Consider the following 26,196-nt stretch of genomic DNA (forward strand, 5'->3'; position numbering starts at 1 on the left):
AACACACACCTATGCAACTAGAAAAGTTTTCCTATGACAACAAGATCGTCAGAAATTTTGCGGTGGCTACCATCGTTTGGGGTATCACGGGCATGACTGTCGGATTGCTCGCCGCTATTCAACTTTTTTGGCCATTCATGAACTTCGAAACGCAGTATACTACCTTCGGCAGGATTCGCCCGATCCATACAAATGGTGTTATTTTCGCCTTCGTGGGTAATGCCATTTTCATGAGTGTTTACTACTCAATGCAAAGATTACTTAAAACACGGATGTTTAGTGATCTTTTAAGTAGAATACATTTTTGGGGGTGGCAAGCTATTATTGTCGCTTCCATTATCACCTTGGCCTTAGGATTTACTACATCGCACGAATATGCCGAAATGGAATGGCCAATTGATATTGCCGTCGTTGTTGTATGGGTGATTTTCGGTATTAATATGTTTGGTACGATCTTGAAAAGGCGGGAACAGCATATGTATGTTGCGATCTGGTTCTACATCGCAACCTTCGTTACAATTGCCGTGCTTTATATCGTTAACTCTTTTCAGATCCCGGTAAGTGGCTGGAAGAGCTATTATATCTATGCTGGGATTCAAGATGCATTGGTCCAATGGTGGTACGGTCACAATGCTGTGGCTTTCTTCCTGACTACGCCATTCTTGGGAATGATGTATTATTTCCTTCCTAAAATGGCCAATCGACCAGTTTACTCGTACAAGTTGAGTATCCTCCACTTCTGGTCGTTAATCTTCATCTACATCTGGGCAGGTCCTCACCATTTATTATATACAGCATTGCCTGAATGGGTACAGAACTTAGGTGTTGTTTTTTCTGTAATGCTCATTGCGCCTAGCTGGGGCGGTATGATCAACGGTCTACTTACGCTGCGCGGTGCGTGGGATAAAGTAAGAAAAGATCCAAAACTGAAGTTCTTCGTCGTATCCCTAACATGCTACGGTATGGCGACATTCGAAGGCCCCATGCTTTCACTTAAGAGTGTCAATGCCATTGCACACTTTACCGATTGGATCGTAGCACACGTACACATTGGCGCCTTAGGTTTTAACGGTTTCATGGTTTTCGCAATTTTATATTGGTTAATTCCCAGAATTTATAAAACACAACTATACTCTGTAAAACTAGCGTCTATCCACTTCTGGCTAGGTACTTTGGGTATTTTATTCTACGCGATCCCACTTTATTGGGCGGCTGTAGTACAGGGTTTGATGTGGAAAGAATTCACACCCGAGGGGACACTACAATATGGTAATTTTCTAACTACTGTATTGCAAATCTTACCAATGTATATGCTCCGCGCAATTGGTGGTGCATTGTACTTGAGCGGTGTTATTTTAATGACCTATAACATTGTTAAGACTGTCAAGTCTGGCAAACTGGTTGCTAACGAGCCAGCTGAAGCTATGCCACTTGCTCCAGTCGTTAAAAAAGAACGCGGCCTTCACCGTCGTCTGGAAAGAAAACCTGCTTTATTTATGGTCCTTGCACTGATCGCCATCCTAATCGGCGGGATGGTTGAAATGATGCCTACCTTTATGATTTCGTCCAACGTGCCTACGATTTCCAGTGTAAAACCATATACTCCGCTTGAGTTGCAAGGACGGGATATCTACATACGAGAAGGGTGCATGGGCTGTCATACACAGATGGTTAGGCCATTCCGTTCGGAAACTGTGCGTTATGGTGAGTACAGCAAGGCAGGAGAATATGTCTATGACTATCCGTATCTATGGGGCTCTAAACGAACAGGACCAGATTTACATCGACTCGGTAACAAATATCCCAACAAATGGCATTTTGACCATATGTTAGACCCAACAATCACATCTCCAGGTAGTATAATGCCGGCATACCCTTGGCTTTTGGAACAAGACCTGGACTATGGCTCTACGCCAGCTAAAATTAAAGCAATGCAAAGTTTGGGAGTGCCCTACCCTGATGGTTATGCTGATATCTCAATTAATGAAGCAAGAAAACAGGCTGATGAAATAACAGCCGACTTACAGGCTAATCAAGTTCAAACAAGCAGCGACAAGGAAATCATCGCACTGATTGCTTATCTACAACGATTAGGTACTGATATTAAAGTAAATGCGAACGAAAATCAAGGAGAAGATTAATAATAAAACAAAAGAACATGTTTAAACAGATAACAGACTTAAACGGCGACGAAAGATATTTAATATTTTCACTATTGGTCTTCCTAATATTCTTTATTGCTGTGGGCATTATGCTTATCAGAATGAAGAAAGATTACTCAAAACACATGAGTGAAATGCCATTGGAAGAAAGCGAAAAAGAAATCACTAACACGCAAGAATAATAACTATGAAAACAATTATTCTAGATTCAACAGCAGCAGCAACGGAGGCGGCATTAGAACCGATATTCGAGCTAAGTCCGGTCAACATCTTAATTATTGTAACTTTAATCCTCTTTGTTATCCTATTAGTGGGTGCAATTACGGTTTTGAAATCATTGAAGACACTAGTTCGTGTCACCATGCCAGAGCTTGAAGCTGAAGAGGCTGCATTGGTTATTCCTAAAGCAGAGAGAAAGAAAAGGCGAAAAGCTTGGTGGAGCAAAGTATTGGGTCTCAATCCAATGGAGACTGAGGATGAGATTATGATCGACCATGAGTACGATGGTATCAGGGAGCTGGATAATCCTACTCCACTCTGGTTTAATGCTCTATTTTATTCAACCATCGTTTTTGCAGTAGGATATCTATTGGTATATGATGTATTTGGATGGGGGATGAACCAAGAGGAAGAATACCTTGCACAAATGGAGCAAGCGGAAGCAGAGCGCCTTGCTTTCTTGGAAGCATCGGGTAGCAATATCGATGAAAATTCGGTTACCGTTGATCTGTCTCCGGAGTTTGTAGCGGCTGGCCAAGAAATCTATCTATTGAACTGCGGTATGTGTCACGGTAATCAGGGCGAAGGCATGATTGGACCGAACCTCACTGATGACTTTTGGCTTCACGGTGGTGAAGTAGGTGATATCTTCAGAACGATTAAATATGGCGTTCCAGACAAGGGGATGGTTCCTTGGGAAGCGAACTTAACTCCCGTACAAATTGCTCAGGTGGCAAATTATATCGTATCTATCGTAGGAACGAACCCACCTAATGCGAAAGCCGCAGAAGGTGAGAAAATGGAAGGTCGGGCGAGCGATGCCACTAGTGCGCCAAGCACAGATAGCGATAATACAACAGAGGTTGAAGAAATAGGACCAGAAACGTCCATTTAAATTTAAGGAACATATTAATAAAGGAAGGGAAAGAGAGTGATGGCAAGTTCAGAATACAACCCCACAATAAGTGAAAAAAAACCACGTCCGCTTTATGTCAAAAAACCTAGCGGAAAGCTTTTAAATTACCGACAGTGGTTCGGTTACTTTTTAGTTATTGTATTCTTAATCATGCCATTTATTAAAATTAATGGTGAGCCTTTTCTTTTGTTCAATATCATTGAGCGCAAATTCGTAATCTTCGGTACCGTATTTTGGCCACAAGACCTGCATATTTTCGTGTTCGGAATGCTGATCGGCTTAGTATTCATCGTACTGTTTACCGTGGTCTATGGACGTGTGTGGTGTGGCTGGGCATGTCCGCAAACAATATTTTTAGAACTTATTTTCCGAAAAATTGAATACTGGATTGAAGGGGACGCGAATCAACAAAGAAAACGAGATAACGGACCAAATACTTCAGAGAAAGTCTTTAAAAAAACCTTAAAGCACGTAATCTACTTTATTATCTCCTTTTTTATCTCCAATTTATTTCTTGCCTATGTTATCGGTGTTGACGCACTTTATGAGATAATTACCGAACCAATAAGCCAACATATCGGCGGACTTGTATCGATGATTGTCTTCACCTTTCTGTTTTACGGCGTGTTTGCTTTTGTCCGGGAAATCGTTTGTACGCATATATGCCCTTATGGAAGACTGCAAGGCGTGCTGCTCGATGACCAAAGTCTGGTCGTAGCCTATAATTATCAACGTGGCGAACCCCGTGGAAAAATAAAAAAGGGATCTGAGCAACAAGAACTTGGCGACTGTATCGATTGTACGCTATGTGTACAGGTATGCCCAACCGGAATTGACATACGGGACGGACTGCAGTTGGAATGTGTAAACTGTACAGCCTGCATTGATGCTTGTGATAGCGTAATGGAGAAAATAAACCGGCCGAAACGTTTAATTGGATTTTACTCTTCTAAACAAATTGACGAAAACACGAACGAAAAAAATACAACGCGTATTATTGCATACTCAATCGTCTTGGTTATACTCCTTGCTATTTTCGGTTGGCTTATCCTGTCCCGCTCAGAAGTGGGGGGAACACTGTTGAGGGCAAAAGGCACGAGTTATCAAATCAATCAAGCTGAAGGTACAGTCAGCAATCTTTATAACTTAGAACTGATCAACAAATCAAACACCGAGCTACCTTTTGTATTAGAGACAGAAGATCCTAACTTTACAATCAGGCTGGTAAATCCGAGAGAGGTATTGAAGCCTAGTGAAACTGCACAATTTAGTTTCTTCTTAATCAGCGACACAGAGGATATCTCGACGTATAAGACGGATGTACGAGTTAAAGTTATATCGGGCGAGCGTACACTTGAAACTTTAAAGACAACATTTATATCACCACCTGGAAATTAAATATGAATTGGGGCGTAAAAATCTTTCTAACATTACTAATATTCGTCATCATCGCAGTCGGAACCGGTATTTACATGGTCAGTAATGATCATGATTCCCTTGTTGAAGAAGATTATTACGAAAAGGGACTTGAATACGATTCAACATACAATTACAAAACCAATGTAGTACAACTCAATTTGGAACCAACAGTGAAAATTGACAGTGGATACATGGTAGTCAACTTTAAAGAAACAAATAACAGAGGCAAAATTATTTTGCGCCGAGAGTCTGATTCTGATCAGGATATTGATTTCCCGTTCTCTACCGAAAACACAAGCTTCAGATTACCCATCAGCAATCTAACTAGCGGGCGCTGGAATGTACGAATCGACTGGAAGAATCAAAAAGGGATGCCTTTGTTGTTTGATAAAAGTATCTATATTCCATGAATGCAGATTATTTAGCTTTCTTTATGGGTTTGTTAGGCAGCCTCCATTGCGTTGCTATGTGTGGCCCGCTACTTCTCGCACTACCAACGACGGGTAAAACCCACGCTAAATTGCTAACAAACCGCGTTATTTATCAACTAGGCAGAATCATGACATACGCTGCCTTTGGACTAATTATCGGCACCATCTCTGTCGGAGCAGATTACAGAGGTTGGCAGCAAGGGCTAAGCCTGCTAACCGGTGGCATTTTAATAACGATAGGCTTGTTTACTCTTTTAGGGCATCAATCTAACCGGCTCATAGCAGCACAACAAAAGTTTTTTGCGCCACTCTACCGGAAAATGGGTTATTGGCTGTACCGACCCGGTGGCAACTTTCTCGCAGGTATGCTCAACGGCTTTCTTCCTTGCGGAATGGTATACATGGCTCTTGCCACGGCGCTGAGCACGGGAAGTACCCTTGCAGGTGGAAAGTTTATGCTACTCTTTGGTCTAGGCACGCTGCCTCTTATGTTACTAACCGGGATCGCAGGGTCTTACATAAAAAAATACATTCCTTTTAACCTTTCATCCTGGCTCCCTTTTCTCTTCCTTCTTATGGGCAGTTGGTTTATCCTCCGAGGTGCCAATCTGGATATCCCATACCTAAGTCCCTTAATTTACCCCGAAGGCATGGTAACTTGTACCTAAGTCCCTACCTTTGTACCATGTCTTCTAAAACAGAGCGGTATACCAAATTAATCAAAGAAAAAGCACAACGCTTAGGATTTCTTTCCTGTGGAATATCGAAGGCAGACTATTTAGAGAAAGAAGCACCTTATCTGGAAGACTGGCTTAAGAAAGGCTATCAAGGCAAACTCTCCTATATGGAGAATCACTTTGATAAACGACTCGATCCGAGACTATTAGTAGACGGCGCAAAGTCAATTATTTCATTATCCTATAATTATTACACCGATAAACAACAACGTGATCCCGAAGCACCCAAAATATCCAAATATGCCTATGGAATCGATTATCATTTTGTTATAAAAGACAAGTTAAAAGAGCTCCTCTCATTTATTCAAGAGAACATCGGCGAGGTAGGCGGACGTGCTTTTGTCGATTCAGCTCCTGTTTTAGATAAGGCTTGGGCAGAAAAATCAGGACTCGGTTGGGTCGGAAAACACAGTCTACTCCTATCCAAAAATCAGGGTTCCTTCTTTTTTTTAGCAGAGCTCATCGTTGATCTAGAGCTTAAATATGACCATCATATCGCAACTGATCACTGTGGAACCTGCACCCGATGCATCGATGCCTGTCCTACCGAGGCGCTCCAAGGAAATAAAATAGTAGATGCCAGCCGATGCATTTCATACTTGACAATAGAGTTGAAAGATGAAATACCAGACGAGTTTTCAGGAAAGATGGAGAATTGGATGTTTGGATGTGACATTTGTCAGGACGTATGTCCATGGAACCGTTTCTCTGTTTCACACCAAGAACCCAAATTTTCACCTCACTCTAAACTACTGGAAATGAATAAGAAAGAGTGGGAAGAAATAACCCAAGAAACCTTTAACGAAATCTTCAGGAAATCGGCTGTTAAAAGAGCAAAATACACCGGTTTAAAAAGAAATATATCCTTTTTAAATTTAAATAAGGAATAATAGCGTCTCCTATTTCTTAAATCTTTCCTGCAAACTTTTCAACATGTCAGATGTAATTGGCTTAGCTGACCTAGCTGGTCGTTCATTCACTTGCTGCGAGCCTCTTTTTACTTTTTTAGAACCAGCATCCGCCGATATCTCGACTGACGGGCCACCAGCAGTTTCCTTACGGCTGCTCGAGCGTACAGCATCATCCTTTGCCTCCTGTTTGCTACGATTCCATATTTGTTCCAAGCATTTTTTGGTGTACATCGGAAAATCGCCTCTCATCATCCAAGAGTAGTAACTAGGCTCAATTTTAAAAACTTCCGCTACGGGTTTCCCTTTGTGTTTACCAAAACCAAAGACCTCCACATTCTCATTATTATAAACCAAGCGCCCCGCAAAATCTACCGTACGATTTAAGTTTGTGAAATTATGCAAAGCTTCCACATCGTTCACAACAGGTACACTAACCTTTCCACTTCTATCTGCCCATTCTTGACCATCATAACGTTGTACCTGAGCTTTTAACACCTCAAATGTCGCTCTCACATCCGCTTCGGCTGAATGCGCATCCACAAGCTCCTTATCACAATAAAACTTATAAGCAGCTTTCAATGTACGCTGTTCCATCTGGTGAAAAATATTCTGTACGTCGACAAAAAATCTATTTTCAATCGAAAACTCGACATTTGCTCTCAGAAACTCTTCCATAAGAACCGGTATATCAAATTTATTTGAATTAAATCCGCCTAAGTCCGCGTCATCCAAAAACTCGGCTAACTCTTTTGCGACTTCTTTAAACGTCGGCGCATTGGCAACGTCCTCGTCATAAATCCCATGAACAACGGATGATTCATAAGGTATCGGCATCTCTGGGTTAATCCGCATTGTCCGAACTTCCTCCCTCCCGTCCGGGTGCACTTTCAAGATACAAAGTTCTACGATCCTATCCGATGCAACATTAACACCCGTCGTTTCCAGATCAAATATGGCTAATGGTCGTTTTAAATTTAAAGTCATGTTTTTTTGTAATAAAGAAAGGTTAACCAAGAATTATGATGCCGAGTAGAATACCGATAATCATCACAGCATATAACAACACCTCAGAACTAGCGTAAAAAATTAGATGTTGCCAAATGGTTTCCTTTTTCTTAGGTTTCATAAAATACAAAAGTACTAAATCAATTCTTAATAGATTATAAAATGGATCCCGCACGTGAAAAATACTTGTAATACCACGGGTCTTTTAAATTACTGATAATTACACCCTTTGAGGTCGATACATGTACAAAGCGACTATTTCCTAAGTAAATACCTACATGATCAAACCTTCTTCCCCCAAATTTAAAAAAAACCAAATCACCCTCTTTCAGCTGATTTTCGTATTTACGCTTCACAATTTTAGACATATCCTCAGCCGTACGCGGCAAGTCTTTACGATATACTTCGCGAACCAATTGGTTGGCAAAAGCAGAGCAATCAATTCCTCTCCGATCCTGCCCACCCAGTCTGTGCGGAATACCCATCCACTGATCAATATATTGATATAGCTCAATATTGTGGATATCCCCAACGTCAACGCCAATCATATCTGCGTACTTTTCAGACAAATTTTTGGCTGAGCGTATACTGTTTCTATCAGATGATTTTTTACTTACAGAAGTATTTGTGGGATATGGAGCACGTGCACGTTCAGGTCGAGCTAAACAACTTGACAAGATAGTTGCAGACAAAAACAAGACGCAACCTACTATAAAGTGTCTTCCAATCATAACTAATGATGTAGTTCTTCCGCTAATTGCTCTACTCTTACATGGTTATTTTCACTAATCTCGATCAATTTTGCAGCCACAATTTCGTTAACTAATAATGGATCATAAGGAATCTCAACCTTCACGTAGTTCGGTGTAAAGCCATGCATCAAACCTTTTTTCTCGTCTGATTCAAATAACACCTCACCTTCTTTACCCAACTGCTCTTCATAAAACAAACGTCTTTTTTTATCCGAAAGTATATGAAGCATCTTGCTCCGGTCTGAGCGGCTACTTCCCGGAACCGAACCTTCCATTTGTGCAGCAATTGTATTTTCGCGTTCAGAATAAGTAAAGACATGAAGATAAGAAACCGGTAATTCGTTTAAGAACTTATAGGTCTCTAAAAAATCCGCTCTCGTTTCCCCTGGGAAGCCAACAATAACATCTACCCCAATACAACAATCAGGCATCAACGACTTAATTGTTTTAACTCGCTCCGCATACAGCTCTCTTCGATAGCGCCTCCTCATTTTCCCTAAAATCTTATTAGATCCTGATTGCAAAGGCATATGAAAATGAGGAACAAAACGTTTAGACGCAGCGACAAAATTAATTACGTCGTTTGATAGTAGGTTTGGCTCGATCGATGAAATACGAAAACGCCTGATACCTTCCACTTCATCCAATGCTCGGACCAAGTCCAGAAAACTCTCTTCCCTCACACCATTGTGCAGCCCGAAATCCCCGATATTAACCCCGGTTAACACAATTTCCTTAATCCCTGACGCTGCAATCTCTTTAGCCTGGGTCACAATATCTGTGATATAACCACTACGGCTGGTGCCGCGGGCCAAAGGAATTGTACAAAATGTGCATGAATAATCACAACCATCCTGAACCTTTAAAAAGGTCCGTGTTCTATCACCAATGGAAAAAGCAGGCACAAAAACATTAGTCGTTTCGATGGGCTCATTATGAATAATAGCTTTGGGTTGCTTAGTTAATTCATTAATATGCTCAATAATATTAAACTTCTCTGCCGCGCCCAATACCATATCAACACCTTCAATTTCAGCTATCTCCTTAGGCTTTAGCTGCGCATAGCAACCCACAATCGTGATATAAGCTTCGGGAGAATATTTTAGTGCTTCCTTTACTACTTTTCGGCATTTTTTATCCGCGTGATCTGTCACTGAACATGTATTAATGACATATACATCTGCTCTTTCATTAAACGGAACAGGCTCATAACCGGCATCCTGGAAAAGGCGCCCGATCGATGAGGTCTCAGAAAAATTCAGTTTACAACCCAGTGTATAAAAAGCTACTTTCTTTGTCATATTATGCTGCAAAAATAAGAATTAATTCAGGATAACTAAGCTACTTGCGTATATTTGTAATAATGGAGACCAAAGATTTACTCAAGAAAGCTGCTGATTTTCAATTCCTGACCTTAGATGAGGGATTGTACCTTTACCATCATGCCTCTACGGCGGAACTGATGTACACAGCAAATGAACTTCGGAAGATTCAGGTACCTCATGGAAAAGTGACATGGCAAATTGACCGCAACGTTAACACAACCAATGTCTGCATTGCAAATTGCAAATTTTGCAACTTCTTCCGTCGCCCGGGTCACGAAGAGAGTTATATTACCGATATCGAAACTTATAAGACAAAAATAGAGGAAACATTTCGCTATGGTGGCGACCAGCTTCTTCTTCAGGGTGGCCATCATCCCGATTTAGGATTATCTTTCTACACCACGCTATTCAAACAGCTCAAAGAGCTCTATCCAGATCTTAAGCTACATGCACTAGGCCCGCCCGAAGTAGCTCATATCTGTAAATTGGAAGGCATGAGCCATACCGATGTGCTAAAGGCCTTGAAAGAGTCTGGTCTCGATTCCTTACCTGGTGCCGGCGCCGAGATCTTAAACGATCGGGTACGGCGTCTCATATCAAAAGGTAAATGTGGTGGACGGGAATGGTTGGACATCATGGAGGCTGCTCACCAGCTCCATATATCCACATCAGCAACCATGATGTTCGGTCACATTGAAACCCTGAACGAACGTTTTGAGCATTTGGTGTGGATCCGAGAAGTACAGGCGAAAAAACCAGCAGATGCTGACGGCTTTATTGCATTTATCCCCTGGCCATTCCAGGACGACGGTACTCTCCTAAAAAAAGTAAGGGGCATTTCTAACAACGTCACGAGCGATGAATACATCAGGATGATCGCACTGAGCCGAATCATGCTCCCCAACATCAAAAACATCCAAGCATCCTGGTTAACAGTCGGAGAAAAAACAGGTCAGGTTTGTCTCCACGCGGGGGCCAATGATTTTGGGTCGATTATGATTGAAGAAAATGTAGTCTCAGCCGCAGGTGCACCTCATCGTTTCACCTCACAAAGCATCCAAAATGCGATAAAAAATGCTGGCTTTGTACCTCAACTTCGCAACCAACGTTATCAGTGGAGAGAAATCCCCGAAAACATGGAAGAACAGGTTATCGACTACTAAAATAGTGTATTAACTCTTTAATCTATACATGATCGAGCAGGTAGAACAGCAAATAGAAGCCCTTATATTCGCCTCAGAACAAAGCATTTCAACTAAAGAGATTAAAGAAGTTCTTAATCTCACTTTTGAAAGCGAACTTTCCATCGAGGAAATCGATCAGCATATTGATACGATAGAAGCAAAATATGCTGAAGAGCAATTCGCTTTCGGACTTGTGCGGATCAATGGCGGTTTCCAGTTTCTAAGCAAAGCAGCCTATTATCCTGTCATTAATCAACTGCAAATTCACCGTTCTAAAAAGAAGTTAAGCCAGGCTGCTTTGGAAACTTTGGCCATCATTGCTTATCGTGAACCCATTACCAAACTTGAGGTAGAGCAAATTCGTGGTGTGAATTGCGACTATTCCGTACGCATGCTCCTGGAGAAAGAATTAATTACAATTTTGGGTAAAGCAGATAGCGTCGGCCGACCCTTGCTTTATGGTGTAAGCCCTCTTTTCCAGGATTATTTTGGAATCAATTCCAAGTCTGACTTACCCAAACTCAAAGACGTTATTTCTGAAGAAAATTTTATCGGATCTTCCGAAGAATAGCCTATATCAACCGTCAGGAAAGCTTTTGTAAAAAAAACCAAAAGAAAATTTAGGATTTTAATTTAAATACTTTGTACTTTTATAATAACAAAAGGAAAAGATAAAATTTAGATTAATCTATGAAAACGCCGGGAAAACTTCGTAAATCAGATTCGCTATCTGAGGGCATCGACAAGAAAAAGAAAGGACAAGACTCATTCGATGAGTTTGATGATGATATGGATTTCGATAGCTTCGATGATTTTGATGAGCTGAACGATTACGACGATGACGATGATGATTATTAAATCATCTTTATTAAAAACCAATAGGTAGATTGATGTTGTATCAATCTACCTGAAAATTTATTGGCGAAGTTTAATATTAACCTCGTACTTTTCTTAACTCCTCATAGAGTTCGATGACTTTCTTTTGCAAAGAAATAATTTCCTCCTCTCGACCATTCAGCTTTTCCAGCGTTGTTTCCAATTCACTGTTATATTTTCTCTGATCATCTGCATCGTTGTATGTTAGCAATTCAACAATGCTCAAATCAAATAATTGAGAAATTTGGTCTAATCTAGAGAGATTTACGTCTGTAATTCCCGTTTCTATCTTTGAAAAGGCTGGAATCGAGATATCTAAACGTTTAGCAACATCTTCCTGGCTCCATCCTCTTTGGTGTCTTAATAATCTTATTTTCTTTCCTAGATTCTTCATGAAACTGTATAAACTGGATAATATTTTAACTAATGGTATTAAGTCAAAGATACAATTAACAATTTAAGAAATAAACACATCGGCAAAATTAATTACGCTCATTCCTCCGAAGTTTCCATAGCTCATAAACAAGAGGTTTTTACCCTCAGAGCTCATATCTTTTAAATAATCCTTAAGTCCCAAAACTGTATTAAAACACCTAATATACTCATTATTAAATGCTTTTCTCAGCACATAATCGCTGACAGGTTCAAGGTTTTTCTGTTTGAATGATTCCTGATTAATAAAAATAACCGGCAAATCTGCCTTATTCATTGTATCCTTGTATCCAGAAAGAAAATTTTCATTCATGCTGGCGTTTAAAGGGATCTCAAGAATAGCAACCAGGGTTTTCTCCGGATATTGTTCTTTGACCGCCTGAACAGAAGCAGCAACTTTCGATGGTGTATACGCAAAATCTTTATAAACAACACTGTCTTTATTGCTTGTGACAAACTCAAGCCGCCGTGCCGCACCTTTAAACGACCGGATTGCATCGTAAAACTCTTGCCGGGTTACTCCAAGCCATTCACAAACCGTGAAAGCCGCCGCAAGGTTAGAAAGATTATGACGGCCAAAAACTTGCAAAGGCACCTCTCCTAGTGGAGTCGTAACCGAAGTCTGTCCTTTATTTATGGTGAACTCCGGCGTTCGGTAACCATGCTTATTGATGTTAGAGCTATCCTCAGCTACCAATTCCTGAACTTTCTTATCTTCTTTATTATAAATCAACGTTCCTTTCGGTTCGATACTTTTTATAAAGAGATTAAATTGGTGGAGATAACTGTCGAACGTCGGATAAACATCCACGTGATCCCACGCCAGACCACTGATGAGGCCAATATTCGCTTTGTAGAGTAGGAACTTTGGCCTTCGGTCTTCTACTGAAGCCAAATAATCATCACCCTCGATAATAATAACCGGAGCATCTTTCGATATCCGCACAGAATTATCAAAACCCTCTAACTTGGCCCCCACGACATAATCAAAATCACGGTCAAGTTCTTTCAGTACGTGCATGATCATTGAGGTAATTGTGGTTTTCCCATAACTACCACCAATCACCACCCGAGTTTTATTGACCGATTGCTCGTAAATAAACTCCGGGTAAGAATACACCGTCAAGCCTAGCTCCTTTGCTCGTAAAAGCTCCGGATTATCTTCTTTCGCATGCATCCCCAGAATAATAGCATCCACCTGATCGTCTATTTTTTCCGGAAACCAACCATTCTCTTTAGGAAGTAAACCATTGGCTTTCAAGTTAGTATAAGCCGGTTCAAAGATATAATCATCCGAACCGCTTACGATATACCCTTTTTTTGCCAATGCTATTGCCAGATAGTGCATAATACTTCCGCCAATCGCAATAAAGTGGACCCGCATAGCTAGTCGTTTTCTTTTTCAAATATAAATTTAGCTGCAACCCAGTCTTCCTTCTCTTTGTGTCCAAGAAAAGAAAAACCTTGTTTCGATGCAGCCATTTTGAGCATTTCTAAGTCTTCACCCTTGTAAAAGCCGCTCAAGAACAGGCTTCCACCCTTCGCAATACGATCTGCATAATACTCAAGCTGCTCTAACAAAACATTCCGATTGATGTTTGCCAAGATAATATCAAAACTTTGCATTGGGATTGTCTCACTTGACCCCTCCAAAACACTCATGTTCAATACATTGTTCAGCTGTAAGTTCTCATTGGCACTTTCCACACAAACCGGATCGTTGTCTATGGAAACAACCTCCCTTGCTAAAAGTTTTGCAGCAAGGATACTTAATATCCCTGTTCCGCAGCCCATGTCCAGTACAAACTTATCTTTCACATCCTCTTCCAATAAGCATTCCATCATCAACGATGTTGTCTGATGATGCCCCGTACCAAAGGCCATCTTCGGATCAATCACAATCTCATAAGGAAAGTTTGCTGCTTTCTCATGAAAAGTAGCCCGCACATACACTTGGTCACGGATAACGATAGGTTGGAAATTAGACTCCCACAGTTCATTCCAATTTTGATGTCCTATTGTCGCCATTTCATAGTGCACATCGAAGTCGCCTTCCAAACCCAACAAAAGTGTTTCTAACTCGACCGGATTGAAGTTAGCTTCCGCTGTATAAGCTTTAAATCCCGTTTCAGTCGACTCGAACGTATCGAAACCGATATTGGCTAGTTCATTGATAAACAAATCCTGTTGCCAGTCGTTCGAAGGCTTACAAATGAAATTAAACTCTAAATAGTTCATCTATATTTTCCCTATTGATTCAATACCTTAACGATATCAACGAAATCTCTTGATTTCAACGATGCCCCACCAATGAGTCCACCGTCAATATCCGCTTGTGCGAATAAATCAGGTGCATTCTTCGGATTACAGCTGCCGCCATAAAGAATTGTTGTAGCGTCTGCCGTTTCCTGATCAAAACTATCAGCAATTTCATTTCTGATAAACGCATGTACTTCCTGAGCCTGCTCCGGCGTTGCCGTAAGCCCTGTCCCAATTGCCCATACCGGTTCATAAGCTAAAACAATTTGCTTGAACTCAGCTTCAGACAATTTAAACACCGTTTCCTTTAGCTGCTTTGAAAGAACATCCCAAAAATTATCAGATTCACGTTCTTCCTGAGTTTCCCCAATACAGAAAATTGGTTTCAATCCATTTTTAAGAGCCTGATCAACCTTTATTTCCAATAGCTTCTCGTCCTCTCCAAAATAAGCTCGACGTTCCGAGTGCCCTAGGATCACATATTCCGCACCGGTAGATTTTACCTGCTTGGCCGAAACCTCACCCGTATAAGCACCGGCGTCATGTTGACTAATATTCTGTGCCCCTACTGAAACAGTAGAAGAACTTGCCGACTGCTGGGCAATATGGTGTAAGTGAATAAAAGGACTACATACGATTACCTGTTGATCCCCTCTAGCTTCATCACCAACCATGTGCAATATTTCAGAAAACAGACTGATTCCTTCTTCATAACCCAGGTTCATCTTCCAGTTTCCGGCTACAATTTTCTTTCTCATGTTAAATAATTTTTAATTTTTTCGATGTTTTTTTGTCAATTCAAAAACCGCCCGCAGGATATTTTTTTCAATTTCGTCAAATTTACTATTACGTCTTTGAAAAACCAATTCACAAGTCTGAAACATTTTGTCGATATCATAGACATCAAACCCTTCTGACCCTCCCCACGAAAAATCAGGAATAAAGTTTGGCGGCATTCCCCCACCAAAAATATTTGAACAACTGCCCACAACGGCACCCGTATTAAAGGAAGTATTAATTCCACAGCGTACATGGTCGCCCATCGTCACCCCGCAAAAGCCCAAACCGGTATCCCTCCTACTTTCAGATTGATAATTATACACTTTTACATTCTTGCTGTTATTCTTCATATTGGAGTTGCTCGTTCCCGCGCCAAGATTACACCATTCTCCGACAAGAGCGCTACCCAAGTAGCCGTCATGTCCTTTGTTTGTATTCCCCCAAATAACACTTGTATTTAACTCCCCCGCCACTTTACAATGCGGCCCCACCGAGACATTACTATAGATTTTCGTACCCATTTTCACAATCGCCCCCTCTCCCAAAGAAAAAGCCCCTCTAATCGAGCTCCCCTCCCAAACCTGACTGTCTTTTCCAAGGTAAATCGGACCTTTCAGCGTGTTAAAATTTGCACATTCTGCCAGAACACCTTCTTCCACGAAAATCTGGTCGCCCAAGACCCGGTTCGTCGAACTCAGATCGGCGCTCATTCTTCCTTTTGTTGCCAGCTCAAAATCCTTATTAAGTTCTGCTTCGTTCTGTATAAAGAGATCCTCAGGATAACGAATTTGCACCCATTCCCCATCATAATCAACAAGCTGAATATCAAAACTATCCAAACGATCTAAATCCAGCGAAGTCAATGTTTGCTTCGAAGATGCTGTTAGTTTTACCGCAATAACCGTATCATTTGAACACAAGCCCTCACCGATCTTCAGCTGGTCCACCGCCTCCAGAAGTTCATTATTTGGCAATACATTTCCACGAATAATCAGCACCTCACCCATTGGTTCGTCCATTGGAAACTTCTTATTCAGATAGTCTTCCGTGAGAAAAGAAACAGGAGACTGCAAATAGCGAGACCATTTCTCGTCGATCGTCCAAATCCCTGTACGTAGATTAGAAACTGGTCGGGTCAGGCTCAGGGGGAACAGCTTTTCCCTCCACTCGGCACGATCATAAAGCACTATTTGCATATTTTTGACTTTTTTGTTAGAAAGTACAAATACACCTAAAATTAAAAAGTCCCGGCAATACTACCGGGACTTTTATAAAATATTCTAAAAATCTTATTTTTTTGCGTAACGGTTACGGAATTTATCAATACGTCCTGCTGTATCGATCAACTTCATTTTACCAGTATAAAACGGGTGTGAAGTATGAGAAATTTCCAATTTAACTAGTGGATATTCGTTTCCGTCTTCCCACTCAATAGTTTCTTTTGTCTCAATGCAAGACTTGGTTAAAAAAGCATAGTCATTAGACATATCTTTAAAAACTACTGGTCTATAGCTAGTTGGGTGCAAATCTTTTTTCATTGTATTTATATTTTTGTACTGTTGTATCTCTAATCAGGGCGCAAATATACTATTTTTATATTAAAGTAGCGCAAATTTAGTTAAAAATTCAAGTCGGCCGCCACTTTAAACGTTTGACAATGTGCATCCACGATATACCGTATATCAGCCGAATACCCTCCGCCCATACTCACTTGTACAGGTATCCCTTTTTCTTTGCAACGTCCCAGCACCATTTGGTCGCGTTTCTTGCAGGCATCCATCGTCAACTTCAACTTTCCCAATTTATCGCTTGCCAGCACATCGACTCCTGAAAGATAAAACACAAATTCAGGTTTCACTTCTTCAAAAAGACGATCCAATGCCTCCTCCAGCTGTTTCAGATACAACGCATCTGAAACCCCATCCGCTAAACCGACGTCGAGGTCCGAACGCTCTTTCCTAAAGGGAAAGTTCTTTTCGCAGTGTATGGAAAAGGTGAAAACACGATCATCTCCTTCAAAAATATTCGCTGTTCCATTCCCTTGGTGTACATCTACATCCACAATCAATATTCGGGATAATTTCTTTTCGTTTACCAAATAACTGGCTGCGATAGCCTGATCATTCAAAATGCAAAACCCCTCACCCCAATCGTAACCTGCGTGATGTGTTCCTCCAGCAATATTGAAAGCACAACCTTCTTCTAACGCATACAAGGCTCCTTGCCGGGTACCTTCCGCTATACGCTGTTCACGCTCAATCAACTCTGCTGAAAGTGGAAAACCGATACGGCGGACTTCGGCTGAACTTAACGTCAAGCTCAATGCCCTATTCCAATAGGCTTCATCATGTGCGGCAAATACATATTGATTTTCAATCGGGTCTGGCGAAAAAAACTGAGCCGGTTCTACAATCCCCTGATATTGCAACTGTTCGTAGATCAACTCATATTTCAACATCGGAAAGCGATGCCCCGCCGGCAAAGGATGTACAAAAATAGAATGATAAGCAATCACGCGTTAAGTTCCCGTTTTAACAAGTAGACTCACAATCCGTTCCAGATAACGCTGATCCACCTCATCAAAATCGTTCAGTTCGTCACTGTCCACATCCAAGACACCGATCACACGACCTTGATCAATCAAAGGAACCACTACCTCGGAACGCGACAAGCTGCTACAAGCAATATGTCCAGGAAAAGCATCTACGTCCGGAACCACCAAACTGTGCTCGTTCTGCCATACCGTACCACAAACGCCCCGCCCTTTCTTAATCCGCGTACAGGCGATCGGCCCTTGAAACGGGCCTAAGACAAGCTCATCCGACGTATCCACCAAATAGAATCCCACCCAGAAAAAGTCAAATTGAGTTTTAAGAGCAGCTGCTATATTTGCCATGTTGGCTACCTTATTTGACTCTCCCTGAACAAGAGCTTCTAATTGAGGGAGCAGGCTTTGGTATTGTTCTTCCTTTGTACCTGAAACAGTTATTAAATTTTCAGACATAAAGCTTAGCCCTCTACAAATTCATGTTCTTTAGTGGCTAAGTAACGTTCAGCTTCCAATGCGGCCATACAGCCTGTTCCGGCAGCTGTTACAGCCTGACGGTACACATGGTCCTGAACATCGCCACAAGCGAAAACACCTTCTATATTAGTCTGGGTACTATCAGGCTTTGTAATCAAATAACCGTTCGCATCCATATCAATTGTATCAATAAACAGCTCCGTATTCGGCTGATGACCAATAGCAACAAAAAAACCAGTCACATCAATCGTTGACTCCTCATTCGTCCGGTTATTAATCACTTGGACACCAGTCACATTCTGTCCGTCGCCCAATATCTCTTTAGCTTCTGTATGGTAATAAATCTCAATATTCGGTGTATTCAGAACCCGGTGCTGCATCACCTTCGATGCACGGAACTCATCACGACGCACCAGCATATGTACTTTCTTACAAAGCTTAGCCAGATAAGTTGCTTCCTCAGCTGCCGTATCCCCGGCACCTACGATAGCTACCTCCTGACCTTTGAAGAAAAAGCCGTCACAAACAGCACATGCAGACACACCAAAGCCATTGTATTTTTGTTCACTTTCCAGACCCAACCACTTAGCACTGGCTCCCGTAGCGATGATTACCGTATCCGCTGTAATCGTTTTATTACCGTCAATTACCGCCGTATGAACCGAACCTTTAAAGTCCACCTTACTCACATGTCCAAAACGGATATCAGCACCGAAGCGTTCGGCCTGCTTTCTAAAATCTTCCATCATCAGAGGTCCTGTAATCCCTTCCGGATAACCCGGATAGTTCTCAACATCATTGGTTGTAGTCAACTGACCTCCCATCACAATTCCCGTATACAGCACAGGCTTTAGGTCAGCTCGCGCAGCATAGATCGCCGCAGTATATCCCGCAGGTCCAGAACCAATAATCAAACATTTCACATGTTCTGTTGCTTGTATATTTTCTTCAGCCATTATTTATAGTTTTATGAAAAACAAAAGTAATAAAATTTAACCTGTCTATTGTCGGTTAAACTTCAAAAGATGCTTCAAAGGGCACATCAAAAGGTCTAGGTCTGAATGACCCCCACGTTAAACTTTTGAGTAATGGGCGACTGATTTGCAGCCTCGATCCCCATAGATATCACCTCTCTGGTTTTTAACGGATCGATGATTCCATCTACCCATAACCTAGCAGCCGCATAATAGGGATTGGTTTGCGACTCGTAGCGTTCCTTAATCTTGTTCAACATCGCTTCTTCCTGATCCGGACTGAGCGCTTCGCCCCCTTTCTTAGATTTAGCAGCCCGAATCTGCAATAGAGTCTTTGCTGCCTGTGCACCGCCCATAACGGCAATTTTTGCCGAAGGCCATGTAAAGATCAGACGTGGATCATAGGCTTTCCCGCACATCGCGTAGTTACCAGCGCCGTAGGAATTACCCACCACGATTGTAAATTTCGGCACAACAGAATTGGCTACTGCGTTCACCATCTTTGCACCGTCTTTAATGATACCGCCTTTTTCCGAGCGACTGCCTACCATAAAGCCGGTTACGTCCTGCAAGAATACCAAGGGTATTTTCTTTTGGTTGCAGTTCATTATAAAGCGGGTGGCTTTGTCTGCCGAATCTGAATAGATAGCACCGCCGAATTGCATTTCCCCTGTTTTCGTTTTCACAATATTTCGTTGGTTAGCAACGATTCCCACCGCCCAACCGTCAATACGCCCCAATCCGCAGATAAGGGTTTTTCCGTATAGCGCCTTATATTCTTCAAAATCTGAATCATCTAATAATCGGAGGATAATCTCTTTCATATCATAGGGTTCTTCACGCGATGCAGGCAAGATCCCATAAATATCTTCCGGTTTTTCTTTTGGTTCTTTACTCTTAATCCGATCAAAACCGGCCGATTCCGGTGCACCAAGCATGCTCATGATGTTCTTAATGGAATCCAGGCAAGAAGCATCGTTCGGAAATTTATAGTCGGTTACCCCAGAAATCTCAGAATGCGTTGTAGCCCCACCTAATGTTTCATTATCAACCACCTCTCCGATAGCCGATTTAACCAAATAAGAACCTGCTAAAAACACCGAACCCGTACCATCTACAATCATCGCTTCGTCGCTCATGATGGGCAAATAAGCGCCCCCTGCCACACAGGACCCCATAATGGCCGATATCTGCACAATTCCCTCGGCACTCATCTTCGCATTGTTCCTAAAAATGCGCCCAAAATGCTCTTTATCCGGAAAAATCTCATCCTGCATCGGAAGAAACACCCCTGCTGAATCGACAAGATAGATAATCGGCAACCGGTTTTCCATCGCAATCTCTTGTGCGCGGAGATTCTTCTTTGCCGTCATCGGAAACCAAGCCCCCGCTTTGACAGTCGCATCATTGGCGACCAGCACACACTGGCGTCCAGACACATAACCAATCCCCGTTACCACCCCCGCCGACGGACAACCACCATGTTCCTCGTACATACCATCAGCCGCCAAGGCTCCAATTTCCAGCCAAGGCTTATCCTCATCCAGTAAGTAATTGATTCGTTCGCGGGCCAGCATTTTCCCTTTTGCCCGTTGTTTTTCAGCGGATTTCTCCCCTCCTCCTAAGAATACCTTTTTCAACGTATTCTTAAGAGAGGAAAGTTGTTGTTTATTAAAATCTTCGTTCTTATTAAACTTTAGGTTCATGACCGAAGATAATTCTATTTTTAGAGAAATAGAACTTTATCGACTATAATTCGGAGCTTCTTTGGTAATCGCAATATTATGCGGATGGCTCTCACGCAGCCCGGCACCTGTAATCTTCACAAATTTTGCTTCCTGAAGTTTCTCAATTGTTCCGGCACCACAGTAGCCCATACTGGCTTTCAGTCCGCCTACATACTGATAAACCACTTCAGCCAAAGTTCCTTTGTATGGTACCCGACCTACAATCCCTTCTGGTACTAATTTCTTGATATCATCTTCCACATCCTGAAAATACCGATCTTTTGACCCTTGTTCCATCGCCTCGATAGAACCCATCCCACGATAGGATTTAAATTTCCGTCCTTCGTAGATAATCGTCTCACCCGGTGCTTCTTCTACTCCTGCAAATAACGATCCCGCCATAATCGTGCTGGCACCCGAAGCAATTGCCTTGGCAATATCACCTGTTTGCTTAATTCCACCATCGGCGATGATGGGAACACCGCGGCCTTTCAGAGCCTTCGCGCATTCATAAACCGCGTACAATTGAGGTACACCCACACCCGCGATGATACGGGTAGTACAGATAGAACCCGGACCGATTCCCACTTTCACCGCGTCTGCCCCTGCATCCGCAAGTGCTGTTGCGGCCTCACCAGTCGCCACGTTACCAACGATAACCTGCAAGTCTGGGAATTTAGCCTTTACTTCCTTTAATTTATCGATTACCCCTTTCGAATGACCGTGAGCGGTATCGATCGTTACCACATCAACACCTGCTTCCACCAAGGCCCCTATGCGGTCCAGTGTATCATGTGTAACGCCAACAGCTGCACCTACGCGTAGGCGACCGTGCTCATCTTTCGCGGCACTCGGGAAGTGTTTAAATTTCTGAATATCTTTAAATGTGATCAATCCTTTTAAAATACCATTCTCGTCAACGACCGGTAATTTCTCAATCTTATGATCCTGAAGAATTTCTTCTGCCTGTACCAGATTGGTGCCCACCGGAGCAACCACCAAATTATCTTTGGTCATTAAGTCTACAATGGGAATACTCATATTCTTCTGGAAACGCAGGTCGCGGTTGGTAACAATACCTACCAATTTATTACTTGCGTCAACAACCGGAATTCCACCGATCTTATTTTCTTTCATAATCTTAAAGGCGTCCTGCACAATGGCTTTCTCATTTAACACCACCGGGTCTTGGATCATTCCACTTTCGGAACGTTTTACCTTCCTAACCTCTTGTGCCTGAGCCTCAATAGACATATTTTTATGCAACATACCGATACCACCGGCCTGCGCTAAAGCAATTGCCAGTTCCGACTCGGTAATGGTATCCATCGCTGCCGATATCAGCGGAATGTTAAGCTGAATTTTTTTAGTAAGAAAAGTTTGGGTATCCACTTCGCGTGGTAAAACTTCTGAATAAGCCGGTACTAATAATACGTCGTCGTAGGTAAGGCCTTCTGCTACGAATTTTTGTGGATCTAACTGCATGGCAAAACGATTTGGAGTTTATTTTTGCCGGGCAAATTTACTGAGAATAATCGGAAATTAAAAGAAGTGTTCCGAACCATTTCGTCAAAATACTTTCATATTTTTTTATCTTTGCCGCCATGCGTAAACTATCGATGGATGAGCTAAACCGTCCGACCGTAGAAGAATTCAAAAGTAAGAAGAAATTACCAATTACCCTGCTGCTTGACAATATCCGCAGCCTGCACAACGTCGGCTCGATATTCAGGACGGCAGATGGTTTCGCCATTGAGAAAATCATACTCTGTGGCATCACCGGTCATCCACCTCACCGTGAAATCGAAAAAACTGCACTGGGTGCTACCCAATCCATCGCCTGGGAATATGAAAAGAACATAACGGACGCTATCAACCAACTCCGTTCAGAAGAATATCAGATTATTGCGATTGAGCAAGCCGACAACAGCAGGTATCTCAACGAATATCATCCCAGCGCCGATCAAAAATATGCGCTAATACTTGGAAACGAGGTGAACGGTGTTTCTGAAGAAGCCATGGAAATGATCGACACCTGCATAGAAATCCCCCAATTCGGCACCAAACACTCCCTTAACGTTGTTGTGTCTGCGGGCATTATCTTATGGGACTTTTACTCGAAAATTAGCAAGAGCTAAAATTTTACTGGTTTATTTTCTTTTGTTTCTAATATGCTGTAAATTTGTATAAATGAGCACAATAAAGGATATATCGCAAATCTTTCCCAAACACTTATTTTGGGATGTCGATCCAAAAAATTTAGACATTCAGGACGACAAAGATTTTATTATCCCTAGAGCGCTAATCGCTACAACAGCGGAAACCTTTGATAAAGATATCCAACCTTTGGAAAAACTTTACAGCAAAATGCAGATTGTTAGAGAATTGCAAAAAACAAAAGAACGAATTAGTAATGAGGTCTGTAAACTTGTTGCTCGTCGTTACCACGTTAAGCAATTTTTACGTTATCAATAATGTCCGCTATTGCTCCAGGTCTATTAAAGACTATTCGTGAGTTACAATCTTTTGAAAGTTTTGAGGGGTCTGCTTTAGGTGGGGGCACTAACCTGGCTATTCGATATAATCATCGAATATCTACCGACATTGATATCTTTTTCCCTCATATTATCGGAAAAGCAGGTTATGACCGAATTAAAGACGAGGTCCAGAACTTTTATAGCGCACGCATATTTGGCCTCCAATTTCCATGCGATATCGATGACCAATATATCTTTCTTCGTTTTTTTATTGTATGCGAAGGAGAAACAATTAAGGTAGAGGTTCTTCAAAATATGAAAATGCTCGATGCCATCGAAAATATAGATGGTATCAAACTCGTTTCGGAACTGGATATCGCATTATTTAAGATGATGTCCGCTGCAAACCGCGCCACTGAAAAAGATATTTATGATCTTGACCTCCTTTCTGAAAAATTCCCATTGATATACCTTTTTGAGCAGCTCGAACGAAAACGTTCTCTATTTTCAGCAAAGGAGCATTGCACCATTTTTGATCTCGATGGAGAAACCAATCCAATAGATCAACCTCTGACTTTATTGAAGTTTGACGACGGAAATATACACGGTAGAAAATCAAGGCCTCACCATTCACAAAACAGAGTTGATATTCTAAAAGATCAAAAAAGTTGGCCAGTTGCTCGATCAAGTTGGCGAAAAAAGGTTCGAACTCTCTTCCACGAATTAAATATAGAATTCCCAGGCCCGTCCCCATCAGATGTGGAAGAATAGAATTTTATTTAGATATACCATCTATTAAGTATCTGCGTTGTATTCAGCGTTGATAGCTCCAGATTCTAAAATGTTAAAAAAATTAACCAATGATAAATTGCCCCAGCCTTATTATGCTCTTCTTTCTAATAAACAGTGGAAAAACCCTCCTAAAACAGTGGTTAAACAGTCCTTTTACCACAGGTTGACCACAGTTAGAGGACTGTTTAAGGACTGTTTGACCAACGTTCTTCTCGAACAAGTTAATAATGTTTCTTAAAAGATTATACTTAAAGAAAAAGGCCGTACAAATGCACGACCTTTTTCAACTTAAACAACATGAAAGATTTTTAATTACTCTTGCTATACTACCGGCAAGGCATCTTTGGTTTCTAATTCGGATACTCCCATTAAGAACTCATCCACTTTTCTAGCGCATTCACGACCTTCGGAGATTGCCCAGACAACGAGCGATTGCCCCCTACGCATATCGCCAGCTACAAAAATCTTATCAGCCGATGTCTGATAGCTGCCTTCCTGAGCTTTTACGTTTCCACGTTGATCGTATTCCAGACCGAGCTGATTGAGCAGGCCTTCGTGCTGCGGATGCAGGAACCCCATAGCTAATAAAACCAGCTCGCAAGGAATTTCACGTTCGGAGCCTTCAATTTCCGTGAACTTGACCGGGCGACCGAGTTTGTCTTTCTCCCATTCCAGGTCGACAACCTTCAGCGCTTTTAGCTTACCGTTTTCATCAGCGATAAATTCTTTGGTGTTAACCGACCAATAGCGTTCGCAACCTTCTTCGTGCGATGTTGTAGTCTTTAACAAGATCGGATAAGTCGGCCAAGGCATGGCCTCGGTGCGACTGGCCGGGGGCTGGAACATCAGCTCAAACTGGGTGACAGACTTTGCGCCGTGACGGTTTGAGGTACCAACACAATCGGACCCTGTATCACCACCGCCGATAACCACGACATGTTTGTTGGTTGCCAAGATGTCTTCATCATCAAAGGTTGAGTTTCCGACACGCTTGTTTTGCTGTTTTAAGAAATCCATCGCAAAATGAACGCCTTTAGCATCTCGACCGGGAATCGGAAGATCTCTCGGGATGGTTGACCCGCCAGCCAGCACGACCGCGTCGAAGGCATTCAAATCCTTTGCGGTAACGTCTTTACCTACTTCTGTATTGCAGATGAAATTCACACCTTCCTCTTCCATAATCCGAATTTTGCGGTCAATTACCCACTTGTCCAGTTTAAAATCCGGTATACCATAGCGCAACAGCCCGCCCGGCTTATCTTCACGTTCAAAAACGGTGACCTGATGACCTGCTTTACTCAACTGAGCGGCAGCGGCCAACCCTGCAGGGCCAGAGCCAACAATTGCAACGCTTTTTCCACTGCTGATCAATACCGGCCGTGCTTTTGCATAGCCTTTCTTATAGGCTATCTCTGCAATGTGTTTTTCGATTTCTTCGATACTCACCGGTGAACGGTTAATCCCTAATACACAAGCGGACTCGCAGGGTGCGGGACAGATTCTACCCGTGAATTCGGGGAAGTTATTGGTAGATGAAAGTATTTCGTAAGCTTCCTCCCATTTGCCCTTATAGACTGCATCGTTAAATTCCGGAATCACATTGCCAAGCGGACAGCCCGAGTGACAAAAGGGTATTCCGCAATCCATACAACGCGCTGCCTGACGGTTCAGTTCATCATCAGTCAACGGTTTCACAAACTCGCCTGAATGTTTTAGACGATCAGCTACTATTTCTTTTTCAGGAGCCTTTCTATCAAACTCCATAAATCCTGTTATTTTTCCCATGGTTCCTG

Annotated in this window: 28 protein-coding genes; 13 read left to right on the forward strand and 15 right to left on the reverse strand. The window is 42.0% G+C overall.

Features of this window, described 5'->3' with window-relative positions; genetic code table 11:
• Positions 1-11 precede the first annotated feature (11 nt).
• The 7 genes from ccoN to queG are packed head-to-tail and all read left to right on the forward strand — an operon-like array spanning position 12 to position 6,774.
• A complete protein-coding gene (gene ccoN / locus D3P12_RS12730) occupies positions 12-2,141 on the forward strand; it encodes a cytochrome-c oxidase, cbb3-type subunit I (protein ID WP_118196061.1) in 2,130 nt (709 codons plus the stop codon).
• Positions 2,142-2,158: 17 nt separating this feature from the next.
• On the forward strand, positions 2,159-2,344 hold the full coding sequence (locus tag D3P12_RS15450; RefSeq protein WP_118196063.1) for a hypothetical protein: 186 nt from the start codon (positions 2,159-2,161) through the stop codon (positions 2,342-2,344).
• A gap of 5 nt (positions 2,345-2,349) precedes the next feature.
• Positions 2,350-3,276 carry a cbb3-type cytochrome c oxidase N-terminal domain-containing protein gene (locus D3P12_RS12740; RefSeq protein ID WP_118196065.1) on the forward strand — a complete coding sequence of 309 codons (927 nt, stop codon included), beginning with the start codon at positions 2,350-2,352 and terminating at the stop codon, positions 3,274-3,276.
• A gap of 39 nt (positions 3,277-3,315) precedes the next feature.
• Positions 3,316-4,695 (forward strand): cytochrome c oxidase accessory protein CcoG, encoded by a 1,380-nt coding sequence (gene ccoG, locus D3P12_RS12745; protein ID WP_118196067.1) that lies wholly within the window; start codon positions 3,316-3,318, stop codon positions 4,693-4,695.
• Between the two features lie 2 nt (positions 4,696-4,697).
• A complete protein-coding gene (locus D3P12_RS12750; RefSeq protein ID WP_118196069.1) occupies positions 4,698-5,126 on the forward strand; it encodes a FixH family protein in 429 nt (142 codons plus the stop codon).
• A complete protein-coding gene (locus D3P12_RS12755) occupies positions 5,123-5,815 on the forward strand; it encodes a sulfite exporter TauE/SafE family protein (protein ID WP_118196070.1) in 693 nt (230 codons plus the stop codon). The genes D3P12_RS12750 and D3P12_RS12755 overlap by 4 nt, the downstream gene beginning before the upstream one ends.
• Before the next feature lie 17 nt (positions 5,816-5,832).
• Positions 5,833-6,774 carry a tRNA epoxyqueuosine(34) reductase QueG gene (queG, locus tag D3P12_RS12760; RefSeq protein WP_118196072.1) on the forward strand — a complete coding sequence of 314 codons (942 nt, stop codon included), beginning with the start codon at positions 5,833-5,835 and terminating at the stop codon, positions 6,772-6,774.
• A 9-nt stretch (positions 6,775-6,783) separates the two neighbouring features.
• On the opposite strand, the gene D3P12_RS12765 is transcribed toward queG, so the two are convergent.
• From D3P12_RS12765 to mtaB, 3 genes are all read right to left on the reverse strand, one after another.
• The gene (locus D3P12_RS12765) at positions 6,784-7,779 is read right to left on the reverse strand and encodes a 3'-5' exonuclease (protein ID WP_118196074.1); all 996 of its coding nucleotides are present in this window, start codon (positions 7,777-7,779) and stop codon (positions 6,784-6,786) included.
• Between the two features lie 176 nt (positions 7,780-7,955).
• Entirely contained in the window at positions 7,956-8,531 is a 576-nt protein-coding gene (locus D3P12_RS12770) for a C40 family peptidase (protein ID WP_118196076.1), read from the reverse strand.
• A gap of 2 nt (positions 8,532-8,533) precedes the next feature.
• Positions 8,534-9,853, reverse strand: a complete 1,320-nt coding sequence (gene mtaB, locus D3P12_RS12775; RefSeq protein ID WP_118196078.1) for a tRNA (N(6)-L-threonylcarbamoyladenosine(37)-C(2))-methylthiotransferase MtaB — start codon at positions 9,851-9,853, stop codon at positions 8,534-8,536.
• 62 nt (positions 9,854-9,915) lie between these two features.
• Here mtaB and mqnC point away from each other — a divergent pair, with 62 nt between their 5' ends.
• The 3 genes from mqnC to D3P12_RS15385 all read left to right on the forward strand — a co-directional run bounded on the left by mqnC (position 9,916) and on the right by D3P12_RS15385 (position 11,919).
• Positions 9,916-11,040, forward strand: coding sequence for a cyclic dehypoxanthinyl futalosine synthase (gene mqnC / locus D3P12_RS12780; RefSeq protein WP_118196079.1), 1,125 nt, complete (start codon positions 9,916-9,918; stop codon positions 11,038-11,040).
• 28 nt (positions 11,041-11,068) lie between these two features.
• A complete protein-coding gene (gene scpB, locus D3P12_RS12785; protein ID WP_118196081.1) occupies positions 11,069-11,632 on the forward strand; it encodes an SMC-Scp complex subunit ScpB in 564 nt (187 codons plus the stop codon).
• Between the two features lie 119 nt (positions 11,633-11,751).
• Complete coding sequence (locus tag D3P12_RS15385; protein WP_157970345.1) at positions 11,752-11,919, forward strand: hypothetical protein; 168 nt, start codon at positions 11,752-11,754, stop codon at positions 11,917-11,919.
• A 76-nt stretch (positions 11,920-11,995) separates the two neighbouring features.
• Here D3P12_RS15385 and D3P12_RS12790 read toward each other — a convergent pair whose 3' ends face one another.
• The 11 genes from D3P12_RS12790 to guaB all read right to left on the reverse strand — a co-directional run bounded on the left by D3P12_RS12790 (position 11,996) and on the right by guaB (position 22,619).
• Positions 11,996-12,331 carry a helix-turn-helix domain-containing protein gene (locus D3P12_RS12790; RefSeq protein WP_118196083.1) on the reverse strand — a complete coding sequence of 112 codons (336 nt, stop codon included), beginning with the start codon at positions 12,329-12,331 and terminating at the stop codon, positions 11,996-11,998.
• Positions 12,332-12,394: 63 nt separating this feature from the next.
• Positions 12,395-13,753 (reverse strand): UDP-N-acetylmuramate--L-alanine ligase, encoded by a 1,359-nt coding sequence (locus tag D3P12_RS12795; protein WP_118196086.1) that lies wholly within the window; start codon positions 13,751-13,753, stop codon positions 12,395-12,397.
• A gap of 2 nt (positions 13,754-13,755) precedes the next feature.
• Positions 13,756-14,607, reverse strand: a complete 852-nt coding sequence (prmA, locus tag D3P12_RS12800; protein WP_118196088.1) for a 50S ribosomal protein L11 methyltransferase — start codon at positions 14,605-14,607, stop codon at positions 13,756-13,758.
• Positions 14,608-14,618: 11 nt separating this feature from the next.
• Entirely contained in the window at positions 14,619-15,386 is a 768-nt protein-coding gene (tpiA, locus tag D3P12_RS12805; RefSeq protein WP_118196090.1) for a triose-phosphate isomerase, read from the reverse strand.
• Positions 15,387-15,398: 12 nt separating this feature from the next.
• Entirely contained in the window at positions 15,399-16,604 is a 1,206-nt protein-coding gene (locus D3P12_RS12810; RefSeq protein WP_118196092.1) for a putative sugar nucleotidyl transferase, read from the reverse strand.
• 93 nt (positions 16,605-16,697) lie between these two features.
• Positions 16,698-16,946: a type B 50S ribosomal protein L31 gene (locus tag D3P12_RS12815; RefSeq protein ID WP_118196094.1), complete on the reverse strand. Its 249-nt coding sequence runs from the start codon at positions 16,944-16,946 to the stop codon at positions 16,698-16,700.
• Between the two features lie 80 nt (positions 16,947-17,026).
• Complete coding sequence (locus D3P12_RS12820) at positions 17,027-17,923, reverse strand: histone deacetylase family protein (RefSeq protein WP_317124658.1); 897 nt, start codon at positions 17,921-17,923, stop codon at positions 17,027-17,029.
• Between the two features lie 3 nt (positions 17,924-17,926).
• A complete protein-coding gene (locus D3P12_RS12825) occupies positions 17,927-18,412 on the reverse strand; it encodes a GAF domain-containing protein (protein WP_118196097.1) in 486 nt (161 codons plus the stop codon).
• Between the two features lie 5 nt (positions 18,413-18,417).
• Positions 18,418-19,389: a thioredoxin-disulfide reductase gene (gene trxB / locus D3P12_RS12830; protein WP_118196098.1), complete on the reverse strand. Its 972-nt coding sequence runs from the start codon at positions 19,387-19,389 to the stop codon at positions 18,418-18,420.
• A gap of 95 nt (positions 19,390-19,484) precedes the next feature.
• Positions 19,485-21,113, reverse strand: a complete 1,629-nt coding sequence (locus D3P12_RS12835; protein WP_118196100.1) for an acyl-CoA carboxylase subunit beta — start codon at positions 21,111-21,113, stop codon at positions 19,485-19,487.
• Positions 21,114-21,149: 36 nt separating this feature from the next.
• Positions 21,150-22,619, reverse strand: a complete 1,470-nt coding sequence (guaB, locus tag D3P12_RS12840) for an IMP dehydrogenase (protein WP_118196102.1) — start codon at positions 22,617-22,619, stop codon at positions 21,150-21,152.
• A gap of 119 nt (positions 22,620-22,738) precedes the next feature.
• Here guaB and D3P12_RS12845 point away from each other — a divergent pair, with 119 nt between their 5' ends.
• Genes D3P12_RS12845 through D3P12_RS12855 form a run of 3 tightly spaced genes read left to right on the forward strand, consistent with a single transcriptional unit; the run spans position 22,739 to position 24,382 of the window.
• Positions 22,739-23,272: an RNA methyltransferase gene (locus D3P12_RS12845; RefSeq protein ID WP_118196104.1), complete on the forward strand. Its 534-nt coding sequence runs from the start codon at positions 22,739-22,741 to the stop codon at positions 23,270-23,272.
• 52 nt (positions 23,273-23,324) lie between these two features.
• Positions 23,325-23,609, forward strand: a complete 285-nt coding sequence (locus D3P12_RS12850; protein WP_118196106.1) for a DUF6922 domain-containing protein — start codon at positions 23,325-23,327, stop codon at positions 23,607-23,609.
• The gene (locus tag D3P12_RS12855) at positions 23,609-24,382 is read left to right on the forward strand and encodes a nucleotidyl transferase AbiEii/AbiGii toxin family protein (RefSeq protein ID WP_118196108.1); all 774 of its coding nucleotides are present in this window, start codon (positions 23,609-23,611) and stop codon (positions 24,380-24,382) included. The genes D3P12_RS12850 and D3P12_RS12855 overlap by 1 nt, the downstream gene beginning before the upstream one ends.
• A 342-nt stretch (positions 24,383-24,724) precedes the next feature.
• Here the strand turns inward: D3P12_RS12855 and D3P12_RS12860 are convergent, their stop codons facing one another.
• Positions 24,725-26,188 carry a glutamate synthase subunit beta gene (locus D3P12_RS12860; protein WP_118196110.1) on the reverse strand — a complete coding sequence of 488 codons (1,464 nt, stop codon included), beginning with the start codon at positions 26,186-26,188 and terminating at the stop codon, positions 24,725-24,727.
• Between the last annotated feature and the right edge of the window lie 8 nt (positions 26,189-26,196).

It is taken from the genome of Pedobacter indicus, from assembly GCF_003449035.1.
GTDB classification, from domain to species: Bacteria; Bacteroidota; Bacteroidia; order Sphingobacteriales; family Sphingobacteriaceae; genus Albibacterium; species Albibacterium indicum.